Annotated in this window: 17 protein-coding genes, 2 tRNA genes and 1 pseudogene; 12 read left to right on the top strand and 8 right to left on the bottom strand. The window is 66.8% G+C overall.

Annotated elements, in window-relative coordinates; all coding sequences use genetic code 11:
* Positions 1 to 454 (bottom strand): annotated as a pseudogene (locus Q0916_RS04060) (hypothetical protein); the annotation flags it as partial.
* Between the two features lie 200 nt (positions 455 to 654).
* On the opposite strand from Q0916_RS04060, the gene Q0916_RS04055 reads away from it, so the two are divergent.
* From Q0916_RS04055 to Q0916_RS04025, 7 genes are all read left to right on the top strand, one after another.
* Positions 655 to 1,425, top strand: coding sequence for an enoyl-CoA hydratase/isomerase family protein (locus Q0916_RS04055; protein ID WP_299234752.1), 771 nt, complete (start codon positions 655 to 657; stop codon positions 1,423 to 1,425).
* A gap of 294 nt (positions 1,426 to 1,719) precedes the next feature.
* Positions 1,720 to 2,118: an ArsR/SmtB family transcription factor gene (locus Q0916_RS04050; protein WP_299234749.1), complete on the top strand. Its 399-nt coding sequence runs from the start codon at positions 1,720 to 1,722 to the stop codon at positions 2,116 to 2,118.
* Positions 2,111 to 3,265, top strand: coding sequence for an ACR3 family arsenite efflux transporter (arsB, locus tag Q0916_RS04045; protein ID WP_299234746.1), 1,155 nt, complete (start codon positions 2,111 to 2,113; stop codon positions 3,263 to 3,265). Before Q0916_RS04050 ends, arsB begins: the two co-directional genes overlap by 8 nt.
* A gap of 259 nt (positions 3,266 to 3,524) precedes the next feature.
* Positions 3,525 to 4,520, top strand: a complete 996-nt coding sequence (locus Q0916_RS04040; RefSeq protein WP_299234741.1) for an NAD(P)-dependent oxidoreductase — start codon at positions 3,525 to 3,527, stop codon at positions 4,518 to 4,520.
* 130 nt (positions 4,521 to 4,650) lie between these two features.
* Entirely contained in the window at positions 4,651 to 5,328 is a 678-nt protein-coding gene (locus tag Q0916_RS04035; RefSeq protein ID WP_299234738.1) for a trimeric intracellular cation channel family protein, read from the top strand.
* 209 nt (positions 5,329 to 5,537) lie between these two features.
* Positions 5,538 to 5,939 carry a hypothetical protein gene (locus Q0916_RS04030; protein WP_299234735.1) on the top strand — a complete coding sequence of 134 codons (402 nt, stop codon included), beginning with the start codon at positions 5,538 to 5,540 and terminating at the stop codon, positions 5,937 to 5,939.
* A gap of 122 nt (positions 5,940 to 6,061) precedes the next feature.
* Complete coding sequence (locus tag Q0916_RS04025; protein WP_299234732.1) at positions 6,062 to 6,676, top strand: methyltransferase domain-containing protein; 615 nt, start codon at positions 6,062 to 6,064, stop codon at positions 6,674 to 6,676.
* 106 nt (positions 6,677 to 6,782) lie between these two features.
* On the opposite strand, the gene phnE is transcribed toward Q0916_RS04025, so the two are convergent.
* From phnE to Q0916_RS04000, 6 genes are all read right to left on the bottom strand, one after another.
* A complete protein-coding gene (gene phnE, locus Q0916_RS04020) occupies positions 6,783 to 7,778 on the bottom strand; it encodes a phosphonate ABC transporter, permease protein PhnE (protein ID WP_299234729.1) in 996 nt (331 codons plus the stop codon).
* Positions 7,775 to 8,575 (bottom strand): phosphonate ABC transporter ATP-binding protein, encoded by an 801-nt coding sequence (gene phnC / locus Q0916_RS04015; RefSeq protein WP_299234726.1) that lies wholly within the window; start codon positions 8,573 to 8,575, stop codon positions 7,775 to 7,777. Before phnC ends, phnE begins: the two co-directional genes overlap by 4 nt.
* A 6-nt stretch (positions 8,576 to 8,581) precedes the next feature.
* Positions 8,582 to 9,634: a PhnD/SsuA/transferrin family substrate-binding protein gene (locus Q0916_RS04010; protein WP_299234721.1), complete on the bottom strand. Its 1,053-nt coding sequence runs from the start codon at positions 9,632 to 9,634 to the stop codon at positions 8,582 to 8,584.
* A 277-nt stretch (positions 9,635 to 9,911) separates the two neighbouring features.
* Complete coding sequence (locus tag Q0916_RS12130; protein ID WP_349254503.1) at positions 9,912 to 10,007, bottom strand: C2H2-type zinc finger protein; 96 nt, start codon at positions 10,005 to 10,007, stop codon at positions 9,912 to 9,914.
* 65 nt (positions 10,008 to 10,072) lie between these two features.
* Positions 10,073 to 11,476: a dihydrolipoyl dehydrogenase family protein gene (locus Q0916_RS04005; protein WP_299234718.1), complete on the bottom strand. Its 1,404-nt coding sequence runs from the start codon at positions 11,474 to 11,476 to the stop codon at positions 10,073 to 10,075.
* A 188-nt stretch (positions 11,477 to 11,664) separates the two neighbouring features.
* Positions 11,665 to 11,735: transfer RNA gene (locus tag Q0916_RS04000), tRNA-Gly, on the bottom strand.
* Positions 11,736 to 11,889: 154 nt separating this feature from the next.
* On the opposite strand from Q0916_RS04000, the gene Q0916_RS03995 reads away from it, so the two are divergent.
* Entirely contained in the window at positions 11,890 to 12,717 is an 828-nt protein-coding gene (locus tag Q0916_RS03995) for an NAD+ synthase (protein WP_299234715.1), read from the top strand.
* 19 nt (positions 12,718 to 12,736) lie between these two features.
* Here Q0916_RS03995 and Q0916_RS03990 read toward each other — a convergent pair whose 3' ends face one another.
* Entirely contained in the window at positions 12,737 to 13,456 is a 720-nt protein-coding gene (locus tag Q0916_RS03990; RefSeq protein WP_299234710.1) for an enoyl-CoA hydratase/isomerase family protein, read from the bottom strand.
* A 121-nt stretch (positions 13,457 to 13,577) separates the two neighbouring features.
* On the opposite strand from Q0916_RS03990, the gene Q0916_RS03985 reads away from it, so the two are divergent.
* The 4 genes from Q0916_RS03985 (at position 13,578) to Q0916_RS03970 (ending at position 16,354) form a co-directional block, all read left to right on the top strand.
* Positions 13,578 to 14,228, top strand: coding sequence for a DUF7114 family protein (locus Q0916_RS03985; protein WP_299234707.1), 651 nt, complete (start codon positions 13,578 to 13,580; stop codon positions 14,226 to 14,228).
* Positions 14,229 to 14,341: 113 nt separating this feature from the next.
* Positions 14,342 to 15,445 (top strand): DNA-methyltransferase, encoded by a 1,104-nt coding sequence (locus tag Q0916_RS03980; protein ID WP_299234704.1) that lies wholly within the window; start codon positions 14,342 to 14,344, stop codon positions 15,443 to 15,445.
* Between the two features lie 200 nt (positions 15,446 to 15,645).
* A tRNA-Thr gene (locus Q0916_RS03975) sits at positions 15,646 to 15,717 on the top strand.
* 355 nt (positions 15,718 to 16,072) lie between these two features.
* Complete coding sequence (locus Q0916_RS03970; protein WP_008307424.1) at positions 16,073 to 16,354, top strand: ribbon-helix-helix domain-containing protein; 282 nt, start codon at positions 16,073 to 16,075, stop codon at positions 16,352 to 16,354.
* The last annotated feature ends 9 nt before the right edge of the window (positions 16,355 to 16,363 follow it).

Genomic DNA, 16,363 nt, shown 5'->3' with positions numbered 1-16,363 from the left:
CTGCCGCCGCCCCGATCGGCGGGTCGTAGGCGGTCGTTTCGTTGGTTCGCGTCCAGCCGCGGCCGGTGTACGTGCCGTAGGCGCCCGTCCGCCAGAAGGCGGGCTCGTCGCTCTCGACGCGGAAGTGGACCGTCGTATCCCTCGAAGCGTAGGTGCCGTTGTCGAAGCCGGTCTCGCCGCCGACGCCCGTCGCGTTGCCCGGCTCCAGCGCGCCGAAGCCGGTGGCGTCGTCCCCGGTCGATTCGTTCCGGTCGGACCCGGAGACGTACGGAACGCTCTCGCCCGGCAGGAGTCGGTCCAACGGGCTCTCGGCGGTGGCGGTGTCAACGTCCGCGTCGGCGTCGGTATCGGTACCGAGCGCCGGGACGATCGCCCCCGCGAGCGCCACCGCGAGCAGACAACAGGCGACGAGGGCGATCCGGGTCCGATCGGAGGAACTGTGCTCTGCTGGCATGTCAGACGGGGTCGGGTCGAACGTCGGATCAAAACGCCTCCGGGGACATAACTGTTCGTGCCCGAGGGCGACGACGCTCGGACCTCCGGTATAGACGCACCGCGCGGCGCGGCTTCAGATCTCTCGAAGCGCCGGAAGCGGGCCGACGGACGGCGCCGGTGGACCGAAAGACAAAGACGGTGGTCGTCGAACGGGGCGGTATGACGTCTCACGTCACCGTCACACGGAGCGGCGATCGCGCCGCGGTCACGATAGACCGCCCGAAGAAATCGAACGCCCTGACCGGCGAGATGTTCGTTCGGCTCGGGGACGTCTTCGAGGAGTTGGCCGACGAGGACGTCTCCGTCGTGACGCTTCGCGGGACCGAGGGGACGTTTTCGGCGGGCGTGGACATGTCCTCGGTCCCCGAGTGGAGCGAGATGACGCCGCTTGCGGTCCGGGACCTGCTTGAGCCGGTCCACGAGGCGCTCCGGTCCGTCGAATCGCTCGATGCGCCGGTCGTTGCGGCCCTGGAGGGCCACGTGCTCGGCGGCGGATTGGAGCTTGCGATCGCATGCGACATCCGGATCGCGGACGACACGGCGCGGTTCGGCCTCCCCGAGTCGGCGGTCGGCCTGGCGATGGACCTCGGCGGCCCACAGAAGCTCCCGGGCATCATCGGGGAGGGGATGACAAAGTACCTGATCATGACGAGCGAGACGATCGGAGCCAAGCGGGCCCACGAGATCGGGCTGATCGAGGAGCGCCACGACCCCGAGGAGTTCGAGGCGGCCCTCGAAGAACTGGAGACGACGCTTGCCGAAAAGCCGACGTACGTCCAGGGGATGGCGAAACGGCAGGTCCACTCGGTCCGGCCGCCGAACGTCGACGAGTCGATGCGGCAGGCGATCCACCACGCGATCGCGGCGTACAACGAGCCCGAAACCCAACGCCGGGTCGCGGAGTTCTTCGGCGAAGACGGGGCGGAGTGACCGGGCGTAGCCGTCGGTGCGGCGACGCCGATCGCGGGGCTCGGTCCGTTTCAATGTTTTCTCAACCGCTTTTCAATCGTTTCGGACCGGCGGCTCGGTCGTCGCGCGGGTAGACCGCGCGGAGTCTCCCTCGAACAGTGCTCGTGTTCGCCGATAAAACAGCCGTGTAGACGGCCTAAACGCTCTAACACCCCGACGCACCGCGGAGTCTCACGTCACGACGGCCGCGTTTCCGACGCCGACCGACCCCCGGTTCCGGAAAAATTAATTGCACGGCTGTTCAACCGTTGTTCGATGGCACAACCGACGGAACGGCTTCAGCGCTACCTCGAGGACGAACTCGGGGAGTGTCGCAGCGAGGACGTCGAGCGCCGCCTCGACGAACTCGGAACGCTCGAAGCGGCGCTTGGGAAGACCCGGGTCGACGCGGAACTGGACGTCCTCACGGCGCTCGGCAACCGGACGCGGTACACGCTCGTCCGCGTCCTCGTCGCGGCCGGCGAGGAGCTTTGCGTCTGCGAGTTGAACGCGGTCGCCGACGTCACCGAGAGCGGGCTGAGTCACGCGCTCGGGCGGCTCGTCGAGGCCGGGCTGCTCGAGGGACGCAAGGACGGGCGCTGGAAGAAGTACCGAGCGACCGACCGCGCGATAACGCTCGTCACGGTCCTCGAGGGGTGCGTGGACGGTGAGTAACGTCGGGCACGAACACGAGCACGGTCCGAACTGCGGGTGTGAGGCCTGCGGCGACCCGCGCTCGATGGACGTTCTGGACAAGTACCTCACCGTCTGGATCCTCGGAGCGATGGCGGTCGGCGTCGGCCTCGGGTTCGTCGCCCCGTCGGTGACACAGCCGATACAGGACCTCCGTCTCGTCGAGATCGGACTGATCGCGATGATGTATCCGCCGCTTGCGAAGGCGGACTACTCGCGGCTCCGGGCCGTGTTCGGCAACTGGCGGGTCCTCGGGTTGAGCCTCGTCCAGAACTGGCTGATCGGCCCGACGCTGATGTTCGGGCTGGCGATCGTCTTCTTCGGCGGGGTCGTCCCCGGCCTTCCCGCCCGCCCCGAGTACTTCCTCGGATTGGTGTTCATCGGGATGGCGCGCTGCATCGCGATGGTGCTCGTCTGGAACGAGCTCGCGGAGGGCTCGACGGAGTACGTCACCGGGCTGGTCGCATTCAACAGCCTCTTTCAGATCGTCACCTACGGGGTGTACGTCTGGTTCTTCGCGCTGTTTTTGCCCCCGGTGTTCGGCATGGAGTCGCTCGTCGCGGGGGTCACGACGTTCGACATCACGACGACGCAGGTGTTCGAGGCGATCGTCGTCTTCCTCGGTATCCCATTCGCCGCCGGGTTTTTGACCCGTTACGCCGGCACGCGACTCAAGGACGAGACGTGGTACGACGAGGAGTTCGTCCCCCGGATCGACCCGCTGACGCTTGTTGCGCTCCTGTTCACCGTCGTCGTGATGTTCGCCACGCAGGGCGGCCGGATCGTCGCCTCGCCGGGTGACGTCCTGTTGATCGCGGTGCCGCTGACGATCTACTTCGTCGTGATGTTCCTCGTGAGCTTCGGGATGGGCCGCGGGATCGGCGCGGACTACTCGACGACGACGGCGATCGGGTTCACCGCGGCGTCGAACAACTTCGAACTCGCGATCGCCGTCGCCGTCGCCGTCTTCGGCGTCGGCTCCGGGGTCGCGTTCACGACCGTCGTCGGCCCGCTCATCGAGGTGCCGGTCCTGCTTGCGCTGGTCAACGTCGCGCTGTACTTCCAGCGACGGTTCGAGTGGGGCGGCCGCGAGGCCGGTCTCTCGGAGCGTCTCTCCCCCGACGACTGATGAACAACGGGTCCGTAGAGCCGGCTGCCCGTGAGCCCACACACCGACCCGATCGATCAGGCGCCCGCCGTCGCCGCGCGCTCGGCGACCGACCGTCCGTCGAGCCCGAGCGCAGCCCCGGCGGTCCGCACCGACCGACCGAGAGCGCACGCCCAAAGGAATAAAATCGGAGATATGACACCGTCCGGATCGCCCACAGTCCGATGTCGCATCGTGTGCCCTGTCTCGTCTGTGATCGAAACCGCGCCGGAGGCCGTCGATGGGTAACGCGAACGCCAGGGACGGCGACGCGGACGGGGGCGCTCCGGACATCGTCGTCCTCCGTGAGGGCACCGAAGGGCTCGCCATGGCCGACTACGCCGAGGCGATCCGCGAACGGCTCCCCGCCGCCGATGTCCGACACGCCCGGACCCCAAGCGAGGAGCGGGCGCTCGTCCGGCGCGCGCGCGTCGTCACGGGCGTCGGCATCGACGAGGGGCTCCTGTCGGCCGCCGATAACCTCGAACTGTTCGCGTGCGCCTTCGCGGGGACGGATCACCTCCCGATGGCGGCCCTTGAGCGCCGGGGCGTGACGGTGACGAACGCCGGCGGGATCCACGCCCCGGGGATCGCAGAGCAGGCCATCGGCCACATGCTCGCGTTCGCCCGCCGGCTCCACGAGGGGTGGCGCCGCAAGCAGAACCGCGAGTGGCGGCACTTCCAGTCCTTCGAGTTCGCGGACTCGACGGTGACCGTCGTCGGTCTGGGGTCGATCGGACGGGCTGTCACGCAGCGCCTGGAGGGGTTCGGCGTCGAGACCATCGGGGTCCGGTACACCGAGCGGAAGGGCGGGCCGACCGACGAGGTGATCGGCTTCGACGAGGGGCCGTTCCACGACGCGCTCGCCCGGAGCGACTACCTCGTGATCGCGTGTCCGCTCACCGATCTCACGCGGAGGCTGATCGACCGAGAGGCCATCGCGACGCTGCCGCCGCACGCGGTTATCGTGAACACGGCTCGGGGGGCGATCGTGGACACCGACGCGGTCGTGGACGCCCTCCGGGCCGGCGGGCTCCGCGGCGTGGCCCTCGACGTGACCGACCCCGAGCCGCTGCCGGAGGACCACGCCCTCTGGACGCTACAGAACGCGCTCATCACGCCGCACACGGGCGGTCACACCCCGAAACACTGGGGGCGCCTCGCGGGGATCCTCGCCGGCAACCACGACGCGCTCGAAAGCGACGGGGACCTCGAAAACGTCGTTCTCGACCCGTGAGACGGCGCGGGTTCGCCCGGCCGTTGGCGCGCGCCGTCCGGGCGCTCCGAGCCCCGAGGCGTCGGTCGCGCCCGCGAGGCGGCCGCGCCGATACGCAGCACCTAACACCCGCCGGTCCGTCGGTGCCGGGATGAGCCAGGCGGCCGTCGTCGCGTTGAGAGCGCTCGCGTCGCTGTTGGGCGACCCCTTCGCCGTCATGAACACCGTCGGCCTGATGGCGTTCGCGCTCGTCGGCGCGTCCAAGGCGATCCGCGAGGAGTTCGACCTGTTCGGGATCACGATCGTCGGGCTGGCGATGGCGTTCGCCGGCGGGGTGACACGGGACGTGCTCGTGGGGCGGCTCCCGCTGGCCCTCCGGACGCCCAGCGAGATCGCACTCGGGGTGTTCGGCGTCCTCTTAGCGATCGGGCTGCGGGCCGTGTTGCGATCGCCCGACGAGCACCCGGTCACGTTGGTCGCCGACGCGGTCGGGCTCGCGGCCTTCGCGACGACGGGCGCGATCGTCGCGACCGAGGCGGGCGTCTCCACGTTCGGCGTTGTCGCGATCGCGACGATCAACGCGGTGGGCGGGGGCGCCTTCGCTGACATCCTCCTCGACCGCGCGCCGTTCATCCTGTTCGACGACTTCTACGCGAGTTGTGCCGTCGGCGGCGGGGCGGTCTACGCGCTCGCGGGCTTTCTGGGAGCGACTGCGAGCACCGCCGCCACGGTCTGTGCGGTCGTCACCGTCGGGATACGGCTGGTCGCGGTGAGGCGGGGCTGGGCGCTGCCGACCGTACAGGGGTTGGGGCTGACAGAGCGGCGATAGACCGCCCGGCCCGCGATCGCCCGCCGCGGGCGGTCCCGTGTGAATCCCCGCTCCCGACAAGAATTTATGTTCGATGCCCGCCGAACACCGCACGGAAGGATCACAGTCACACGCTCCTTCCACCCCTTTCGGCGCCCCGTCCGGTCGGCGGGACCAGCCTCCGCGATCGAGCCGGTACCGATATGTGCGCGGAGAACACGCCCTCGCCCGTGTCGACGCGTCTCACGGACTCGGTCTCGGCGGCCGGCGTCGCGCTCGTCGTCTGGGTCGCCCGACAGAGAGGGGAGTCGGCGGCGCGCGAAACGGCGGACGCGGCGCCGTTTTTCCTCGGCGTGATCGCCGCCGCCGCGATCGAACTCGCGTTCGCGCGGTGGCCGGAGCGGGCGGCCCGGCTGTGGCGGCGGCCCGCCGTCCGCGTCGGCTCGCCGGTCGGGCTCGCCGTCGGGACGCTTCTCGCCTCCCGGCGGCGCGACGGAGCGCCGTCCGCGGTGGTTCTCGGCGGCCTCGCGGGGTACGCCGCGCTGCTCGTTGGGATCGTATCGGGGGTCATCCCGGAGCCGGCGTCGTGGTTCGGATCGCGCGGACGCGGCGACCCGGACGGCGACGGATGAACGGACCGCCTGCGGCGAGCGCCGGGGCGTCCGCCGGTCGCGGGACCGCCGTGATCGGACGGTCGAGGCCGATCGGAGCGAATGGAGAGACGTTGATACGTCTCGAAGGCGTACCCTCGGCGATGACTGTGCTATCGGACGCCGATCGCCGGCGGATCGACGAGGGGGACGACCGGCGGTTCTACGGCGAGCCGCGGTACGTCACCCACGCGGACGACGCGTTCCGCGATCGGCTCACGCGGCTGTACGACGAGATCTTCGACCGCGGCGACCGGGTGTTCGACGCCATGGGCAGTTGGGTCTCGCACTTCCCCGGGACGCGGCTCGATCGGGTGGTCGGGCACGGGCTCAACGAGGCGGAACTGCGGGCCAACGACCGGTACGACGAGTGGTTCGTCCAGGATCTCAACCGAGAGCGGCGGCTCCCGCTGTCGGACGACGCCTTCGACGTCGTCTGCTGTGCGCTGTCCGTGCAGTACCTCCAGTACCCCGCGGCCGTGTTCTCCGAGTTCGACCGCGTCCGCGACGACGGCGGCGTCGTCGTCGTGAGCTTCACCGACCGGATGTTCCCGTCAAAGGCGGTCGCCGCGTGGCGGGAGGCGTCGATGGACGGACGGGCCGAGTTGGTCGCCTCGTACGTCCGGGCCGGCGGCATGGCCGCGACCGGACGGGTCACCGAGCGCGGACCGGGCGATCCGTTCTACGCGGTGCTCGGCGGCGACGCCGAGGACGCCTGACGGAACGGTAACGCGGCGTGCCGGCGGAGAGACGGCGCGTTATCACCCATCGGGGTTCGAACGCCCCGGCGGACGGTGCTGAGGGTGGCGTCCGGCCGGTGGGCGGTTATTTCAGCAGCGAGTCGGACATCCGCCGGGGGAAGCCGACAACGAGCTGATAGAAGCTCAGCTGTTCCACATCGTCTCCCTCACGGAGGTACGAGCGTGTTCGCTGGCTGATCATCTCGACGGAGATGACGAGTCCCACGATAAATAGAATCGTCGCCATCATGTTTGTGAACTGGAAGGTTTGCTGCTCGATCGTTAGCGTCACTCCCAGACCACCCGCTCCGATGATGCCGAGACTGACCGCGGACCGGACGTTGTTCTCCAAGACAAACATTGCCCACGCGATGAACGGCCGGACCATCTGGGGAAGCATCCCGAATGTGATTATCTGCGGCTTGCCTGCGCCGGTGCTTTTGATCCCTTCGATGGGTCCGTCATCGACCTCTTCGAGCTCGTCGGTGAGTAGCCGGCCGAGTTCTCCGATGGTGTCTGTACCGAGGGCAAGCGTTGCGGTTACGGGCGTGATCCCGCCCAAGGGGACGTATATTATCGCCCAGACGAGCGCCGGGATCGACCGGATGATGCTCATCACGCCCCGGAAGAGGAAATTGAGCGGGAACGGGGTGACCCGCTCGTTTCCGAGGATACCGAAAAGCAGTGCCAACGGCGCGCCCATGATCGTCCCCGCGAGCGCGATCGCCAGCGTGATTCCGGCTTCACCGACCAGCCCGGCTTCGTCCATGAACTGGTAGTAGCGGCCGAGATCGACGAAGGGGATCAGATCGAAATACAGCGTCGGCGGGAAATACAGCGCGAGCGCCTCGACGAACTGCGGCCAGTACTCCACCCACTCTGTGCTCCAGAACCCGGCCGCATTCAACGACACGTACAGCAGTACCGCAATGCCAGTCAGTACGGCTGATTGAGACAGCCGACGTACCACTCGGGCACGCTTCAGTTCGCTGTGCCGTTGTTTGACGTCCGAATCCTCTCGACTACCGCCGAAGAACCGTCGGAGTAGCCTCTCGACGAGGCGATCGCGATCGGTGCTCATAGTTCAGCTCCGATGTTGGTGGTTTCGCTCTGCGTGGGTTCGTTCGAGTCTGCAGCCTCGGTTCCTTCGCGGAGTTCCTCCGTCTGGATCTCACCGTAGATCTCTTCGAGAACCGCGGGTGTGAGCTCTGAGCGCGAGCCGACGAACATCACATTACCGTCTTTCAAACCGATAAACCGCTCGCCGAACTCCCGGGCGATATTGACCTGATGGAGGCTTGCCAGCGTCGTGAGGTCGCGCGTTTTCGCAGTCTCACGGAAGTACGTCATCACCGTCTCGGCGCTGGCAGGGTCCAAACTGGCGACGGGCTCGTCGGCGAGGAGGAGCGCAGGTTGCTGAACCAGCGCGCGTGCGATTCCGACGCGTTGTTGTTGGCCCCCGCTCATGCGGTCTACCTTCTGGCCTGCCTCGTCGAGCAATCCGACCGTATCCAGTGCCTCTAAGGCGAGTTCCCGGTCCTCCGTGGGCTGTAAGTTGAGCAGGCTCCGAAGGAATCCGGTTCTGTTGAACGTCCCGGTCAGCGCGTTATCGTAGGCACTCAGTTCATCGACGAGGTTGTGCTGCTGAAACACCATCCCCACGTCCGATCTCGAGTTGGTGATCTTTTGATCATCGACGTACACGCTCCCTGTGGTGGGTTCGGTCAACCCGTTGAGGATCCGCAACAGCGTTGACTTGCCGGCCCCGGACTCGCCGAGTAGGACCGCAAAGCTCCCGTCGGGGATGTCGAAGGAGACGTCTGACAAGGCTGTCGTGTCTCCGTATTCTTTTGTCAGGTTCTGTACACGAAGGCTCATATACAGCTATAGGTCTCCGAGGTCGACGCCGAGCGTGTTGATCACGTCGAGGATGGGCTGGTAATCCTCGTTGCTGCCGGGCGAAACCGCACTGATCGGGTTGTCTACGTCCCCGTCCGGCTCCCGAAGCGTCTCATCGTCGATCGAGAGGATCGCCTCTTCGATGTCGGAGCGTAGCGGGTGTTCCCAGTTGCTGCGCGCGATGATGGGCGAGAGCGGGAGCGACTGCGACGCCTCGACCAGTTCCAGCTCCGTCGAACTCGACCCGACGTCGTCGTCCCACCGACCGGACCGTTCGCGGACCCGGTCTGGCCACTGGTCCTCCGAGATGTACTCCAACAGAACCGCGATGTCACAGCCGACGGCGGCAAACTCGTCTCGGTTTAGGAAGTTCTCTATCGCGCCGGCTTGGCCGCTCGTCCAGGTGCCGTCGTAGTCGACCGGGTCGCCGTACGGGGCCTCTCCGGTGTCGAGTCCGGCCTGATTGAGCATGTAGTTGGGGTACAGCGACCCGCTCGTCGAGAGCCGGTCGGCGAACACGATGCTCTCCCCTTCGAGATCGGCGAGTTCCTCGATATCGGAGTCCGGACGCGTCGCGATTCCGGCGAAGTACACCGACGCGCCCCCCTCTTCGACGATGCCGACGACGTCGATGTCCTCGGGATTCGCGAGCAACACGATGTCGCTGCGCGTCATCTCGGCTTGGTCGTTGAGAAGCGACTGGCCGATCCCCGAGGTGCTATCGGCGAAACTGACCTCTAAGTTCAGCCCGTCGACCTCCGAAGTGATGTGCTCCTCGAACGGCTCCCACATCTCTTCGGTGTCCCCCGGCGTCTCGCCCGGCGTCTCCAGGAACGTGACCGGTTCAGAGTCGCCGCCCGACGACTCGCTGGTCGAGTCGGACTCGCTATCGGAGCCGCCACCGGAACTACCATCGGAGCCGCCACCGGAACCGTCACCGGAACCGTTACCAGAACCGTCTGAGCTACAGCCGGCGAGGCCGGCGGCCAGTGCGACACCAGTGCTCTGCAGGACGCGACGGCGGGTCTTGCGTGCCATCACCGATTAGTGGCGAGGTTCGATTATTGAAGACTTATAATATCCCTCAATACGGGTGCGTCCCGTTCTCGCCTCTGCGTACGCCACAATAGAGCTATATACCGTACGGACCGCCGCGGTGCGTTCCCGGGGTCGCGCGGTTCGTCGGGTACGAGCGCCTCTCGGTTCGGGGCGTGCGAGGGCGTGAGATTCAGAACGGGACGGAACGGTATGGAACAGAACGGACGCGCCCACACTGTGGTTATCGGGTCGCACCGAGGCGCGTCGCCGGGGGCGCTCAGTCCACGAGACCCGTGTCGTAAAGATGTCGCCGCAGTTCCCGCTCGGATTCGAAGGTCTCCTCGCAGACATCACAGACGTACTCGTCGGTCATTAGCGTAGGTGTGCCGTCCGGCGGCTTAGGTTTTGTGCGACCACTCGAGCGCGGCGAAACGGCCCCTACCCCGACAGCTCCGCTCGGGCCTCCCGGAGCAGGCTGTCGAGGATCTCCGGCGTCGTCGGGTGGTACGCGCGGTCGGGCACCTCCCGGACGTCCATGCCCGTCTCCACGACCACCTGCATCGTCTTCGCCATCGCGTCGGCGTGGTAGTGCAGACCCTGCCAGCCAAGCACGGTCCCGTCGGTGCCGACGACCAACCGACCCAGGCCCTCGTCGACGTTTTTCGTTTTGAACACGCCGTCGTCGGAGGCGTGTCGGGTCACGACGACGCAGTCGATCCCCGCCTCGCGCGCGGACTCGGCGGAGTGGCCGACCCGGGCGAACGGGAGGACGCCCAGCCCCGAGAACACGACATGGTGGTGGACGTTCTCGTACGCCTCGAGCGCGTCGCCGTCGCGGTGGGCGCGGATGTTCGCCGCCGCGGTGAAGCCCTGCTCCTTGGCGACGTGGAGGATGGGCTCCTTGCCGTTGACGTCGCCGACGACGAACACGCGGTCGTCCCCGCGTGCCTGCATCGTGTCCGTGACCCAGCCCGGCTCCGGGTGCAGGCCGGTGTTCTCGAGTCCGAGGCGGTCGAGTGCGGGTCGGCGGCCGGTGAACGCGAACAGCTGGTCGGCCTCGACGGTTCGCTCCTCGCCGTCCTCGATCAGCACCATCCGGACGCCGCCGTCGTCGGTCGGTTCGACGCGCCGTTCGCGGGCCTCCGTCCGGACGTCCAAGCCGAAGGCGTCGCGGTAGTACGACAGCAGTTCGTCGCCGAACGGCGGGTCGGCCTCGTCGAGCGGGCGGGCGTCGTGTTCGATCACGGTGAGGTCCATCCCGCCGGCCTCGGCGAGGTAGGGCACCAGTTCCATCCCGACGTAACCGAAGCCCATGACGACTCCGGAGTCGCCGAACTCGGTCGCATCGAGGACGTCCGCGCTGGTCCGAACCGGCACGTCGTCGATGCCCGGCAGGTCCGGGACGTTGACCGTCGACCCGGTTGCGATCACGACGTATTCCGGATCGAGCGTCCGGTCGCCGACCGCGAGGCGGCGGTCGTCGAGGAACGTGGCGGTGCCGCGGAGGAACTCCACGCCCTCGCGGTCGGCGAGGCCGTCGACGGCGGCGCGGCGGTGGGTGGCGAAGGCGGCCGTGTGCTCGTTTTTGCGCTCGACGACCGCCTCAGGATCGACCGCCGGATACGGGCCGTCGAGCCGCGGGTCGTGTCGGGCTGCAAAGCGGTGTTCGGCGGCCGAGAGGACCTCCTTGGAGGGCATGCATCCCCGGAGGATGCAGAGGCCGCCGCCGGGGTCGCCGTCGTCGATGAGCGTCAACTCGATGCCGTCACTGCCGGCGAGTTGCTGTGCGACTGCCACGCCGGCGCTGCCGTACGCGCCGACGATCGCGACCTGTGTGTCCATACGACAGCCCCGGGGGAGACGGTATTAAATATGCGGTGGGTCTCGGGCCGCTGTGAAGCGACGCGACATGGCGAGACGGGACGAGACGCAGCGGGACGGAACGAGACGACGTAGTTTCACCCTCAATAGCGGTGGGTCGTATCGCCCGCGCGTCGCGGTCCGAACCCCAAGGAAGCGGTGGGTCGGAGTGCGCCGTCCGGGAATCGAACCCGGGCTATTGGCTTGGGAAGCCAATGTCCTACCACTGGACCAACGGCGCTCGGATGCGGGTTTCGGGCGGTCGCACTTCAAGTACTCGGTCGCCGGACGCGGGGGACGCGGCGGGGTCGGACCCGACGGGAAAACACCACGGACGTTCAGAAACGCCGCACCGACGGGAGCTTATTAGTTCTGAGAGCCCCTGCATACTGGTGATGACGAACACAGAGGCCCTGAAAGAGAAAACGGGCGTCGAACTGTTGTTTTCCGAATCGGAGCTCGCGGCGAGACGCGAACGCATCGTCGGGTTCATCGAAGACGTCGTCTCGGAGGCCGACGCGGAGGGCGCGGTCGTCGCGCTCTCGGGCGGCATCGACTCGACGACGGTCGCATACCTCGCCGTCGAGGCGCTCGGCGCGGACGCCGTCCACGGCCTGTTGCTCCCGAGTTCGGCCAACGCCGAGGCCGACGAGACCGACGCCGAACGGGTCGCGACGACGCTCGAAATCGAGTACGACACCATCGAGATCAACCCGATCGTGGACGCCTTCGTCGAGGCCGCCCCGGATCACGCCGTCGAAGACCGGATGGCCCTCGGCAACGTCCGCGTGCGAACGCGCGCCGTGTTGAACTACTTTGTCGCCAACGCCGAGTCCCGGGTCGTGCTCGGGACCGGCAACCGCTCGGAGGCGATGACCGGCTACTACACCAAGTACGGCGATCAGGCGGTCGACTGCAACCCGATCGGAAACCTCTACAAGTGCCAGGTCAGACAGCTCGCCCGGAGCCTGGACGTTCCGGAGGATCTCGTCACCCGGACGCCGACGGCAGGGATGTGGGACGGCCAGACCGACGAAGAGGAGATGGGGCTGGGCTACGACGACCTCGACGCCGTGCTCGCGCTCTGTGTCGACGGGCCGCTGTCGAAACACGCAACGGTCGAAACGCTCGACGTCGGCGCGGACGCGGTCGGTCGGGTCCTCGAGTTGCACGAAGCGAGCGCGCACAAGCGGGCGATGCCGCCGGCCCCCGACGCGTCGTAGCTACCTCCGGCGCGGTCGGCTACTCGCCGAACTCCCGGAGCCGTTCGGCGTGTTCCTCGACGAGCGTTTCGAACGCCGCGAGTTCGGCGTCCTCGCGGAGCGGCTTCTCGCGGCGGTCTCTGAGTCGCTCCTTGAGCAGTTCCATCGCCGTCGGGTCGTTGTCCGCGATCCGCTCGGCGACCGTTCGGGGCTCCTCGAGCACCCGCGAGACGAGGCCGATGCGGAGGGCCTCCTCGCTGTCGATGACCCGCCCGGAGAGCGACAGATCCAGCGCGTCGCCGAGGCCGACGACCTCGGGGAGACGGATCGTCCCGCCCCAGGCTCCGAAGAGACCGAACGTCACGCCGGGTTCGCCGAACGTTGCTGCGGGCGTCGCCAGGCGCAGATCACAGGCGACAGCGAGTTCGACGCCGCCGCCACGGACCGCGCCGTCGATCCCGGCTATCACGACCGCCGGGCTCTCCTCGATCGCGTTGGCGACGCGCTGCCCCCGACGGATGAACGGTTCGACGGCGTCGGTATCAGCGTCGGCGTCGGGTTCGGCGACGGCGGCGACGGCGGCGAGATCCGCGCCGGCGCAAAACGCCGGGCCGGCGCCGCGCAGGTACGCCACGGGCGCCGGGCACGCCTCGACCGCCTCGGCGAGCGCGTCGAGCCCGGCGGGCGTCAGCGCGTTCCGGCGCTCCGGGCGATCGAGCGTCAGGACCCGCACGCCGCCCTCGTCTTCGATGGTTATCATTACGCCCATCAGGAACGGTTCGAGTAGTAAGTGCTGTGGTCGTCCGCCGGGGTCGGTCGGGGCTCGGGGGCGCGGTCGTTTCCAAACCCATTTTGCGCTCGCACCCGACACAACGGCATAGATGGACGAAGCCGCCCGCGCCCGCACCGCCTTCCGCGACGGGATCGGCGATATCGGCCCCGAGGCCCTCCGCGAACGCCTCGAAGGCGTGCTCGCAGCAGCGTCGATGACCCCCGGCGCGCTGACGGTGTGTACCGCCGCGACCCTCGGCGAGTCGGTCGGCCCGGACGCGGCGGCACAGCGGGGCGCGAGCCTCCAGATGACCTACGAAGGGTTGGCGCTTTCGCGGGAGCTCATCGACGCCGACCCCTGGACGAACGGTGACCGCTCGAACGGCGACATGAACGCCATCGCGGCGGAGGTGCTCGTGGCGCGGGGGTTCGAACGCCTCGCCGCGACGGCCGTCGCCGCGGACGTCGTCGAGGCGGTTCGCCGGTTCGGCCGCGACCAGACCCGTCGCGAGGACCCCGAGGCCGATCGCGCGGCGCTTGACCGCGGGCTGGAGACCGATTTCATCCGCATCGCGGTCGTCGCCGGCGCCGACCTCGCTCTCGGGTCCGTCCCCGAGGGGATCGGGCCGTTCGCCGACGCGTTGGCCGGGGAGCTCCGGACGGACCCACTGTCGCCGCCGGACGTCGCCCTCGATGGCCTCGAGGAGCGCGTCCTCGCCGCCGCCGGACCGGACGCGACGACCGCGGGCGATCTCCCGTAGCCGGCGCAGCCGATCGGTGCCGGTGCGCCGGCAGCGACCGCGGCCGCGGGCTCGATCGAGAGCGACCGGAATCCGGGAAAGACTAAGGGGGCAACGCGGAGAACCCACGCTCGATGGAGACGACACATCGGATTGTCACCGGAGATTCGCGCTCGCTCTCGGAGCTCGAGGATAGCTCCGTCGAGTTGGTCGTGACGTCACCGCCGTATCCGATGGTCGAGATGTGGGACGGGCTGTTCGCCGAACTCGATCCCGAGATAGGGGCCCGCCTCGAGGCGGGCGACGGGCAAGCGGCCTTCCGTCGGATGCACGGGGCGCTCGAATCTGTCTGGGAGGAGATCCGGCGGGTACTGGTCGACGGCGGCATCGCGTGTGTCAACGTCGGGGACGCGACGCGAACGGTGGACGGAACCTTCCGGGTGTTTCCGAACCACTCGCGCGTCACCGACGCGTTCGAGGCCCTCGGCTTCGAGCCGCTGCCCGAGGTGCTGTGGCGCAAACCGGTCAACTCGGGAGCCAAATTTATGGGTTCAGGTATGCTCCCGCCCAACGCCTACGTCACGCTCGAACACGAGTATATTCTTGTCTTCCGCAACGGGAAGGACAGTCGAACCTTCGAGCCGGGGTCGGAACGACGCTACAGTTCGGCGTACTTTTGGGAAGAAAGGAATCAGTGGTTTTCCGACGTTTGGATGGATATTAATGGCGAGCTTCAAGCGCTTGGACAAAGCGAATTAAGAGAGCGGTCTGCGGCGTACCCATTCGAGATTCCGTACCGACTCATCAGTATGTATTCCGTCTATGGGGATACTGTGCTTGACCCGTTCTGGGGAACAGGGACGACGTCGTTTGCCGCGATGGTCGCAGGGCGAAATTCTGTCGGATACGAACTGGATGAGGAATTCGTACGGTTGTTCAAGCAACGAGTCGGAGACATTCCAGAATACTCGCGTGAGGTCGTCAAACAACGGTTAGACGACCACAAAGAGTTCGTTGAGGAGCGTTTGTCCGGGGGAAAAGAGTTCAAATATCAGGCTGATAACTACGACTTCCCCGTCACGACGAAGCAGGAGAAACCGGTCCAGTTCTACTCTGTCTCGGATGTTCGAGAAACCGAGGAGGGGTATGGGGTGTCACACAACCCCGTGGAGGATACAGATGTCCAGATTGAAAGAGACGATCAGGGTGGCGACGTAGCCTCACTTTCGGATTTCTAACGGGTTTCGTCGTTTTCAGAGTTGCTTGACGGACAACCAGATAGACACTCCGGTTGAGTGGTTCGCCTCACTGGCGAGGCGAGCTCAGAGAGGTTCCAATTACTGCTTTGACACGGCACGGTACGGCACCGCCGACGGCTTTCATCACATTCATGTACGGCTGTGCAGTAGGAGCGGACGCGGCGAACGAAGCCGTCAGCGCCTGGGTAGCTTAGCGGTAAAGCGCGTCCTTGGTAAGGACGAGAGCGCGGGTTCAAATCCCGCCCTAGGCTCTTTCTGCCGTACACTCCTTGTACGCACACTTTTATGGCTACACTTATCTGAATAAAACCCGTTCAAGATTCGCGTCTCTCGCTAAACAGGGCATCCGTCGCGGTAATGCGATTCGGTGAAGCGTCAGGACACACAAACTAATTCACAGACAGCGGCGGGATAGTCCCGAAATCGACCGGGGGCGCGTCCCCTCAAGCGACACCCCGGATTTCGCTAATCAACACTCACAGAGAGACAGATAAGGCTTAGTCAGGAATGTGATAGAACGTCCTCGATGCGGCTATCAACGACGAGTACGTGACGAGTGAGGTTCCGCCGAAACGACTATTGGTAAGACCAGTGTATTACGTCTATATGTCTGAAGCAGCTACGAATGACGACGGCGGAGACGACATCGCCACGGTGAATTTCAAACTCACCGAGTCGTTCCTCGAACAGATAGACGATACGTGGCAGGGACGCGGGTTCAACAGCCGGAGCGAGTTCATCCGGTACACGCTTCGGGACGCCGTCGAGTTCCCGACGTTCGACCGCGACGAACTCGTCGCCCTGCTCGAGGCCGAGGAGGACATCCGCGAGGGACGAACGACGAGCGCCGAGGAGGCCCGCGAGCGGTTCGGCACGAGCGATGAGTGACGACGGGTG

Origin of the sequence: Natronomonas sp. (assembly GCF_028274965.1) — an archaeon.
Classification (GTDB): domain Archaea; phylum Halobacteriota; class Halobacteria; order Halobacteriales; family Haloarculaceae; genus Natronomonas.
The sequence above is the reverse complement of the archived record's forward strand: the minus strand, read 5'-3'. Positions and strand labels throughout refer to the sequence as shown.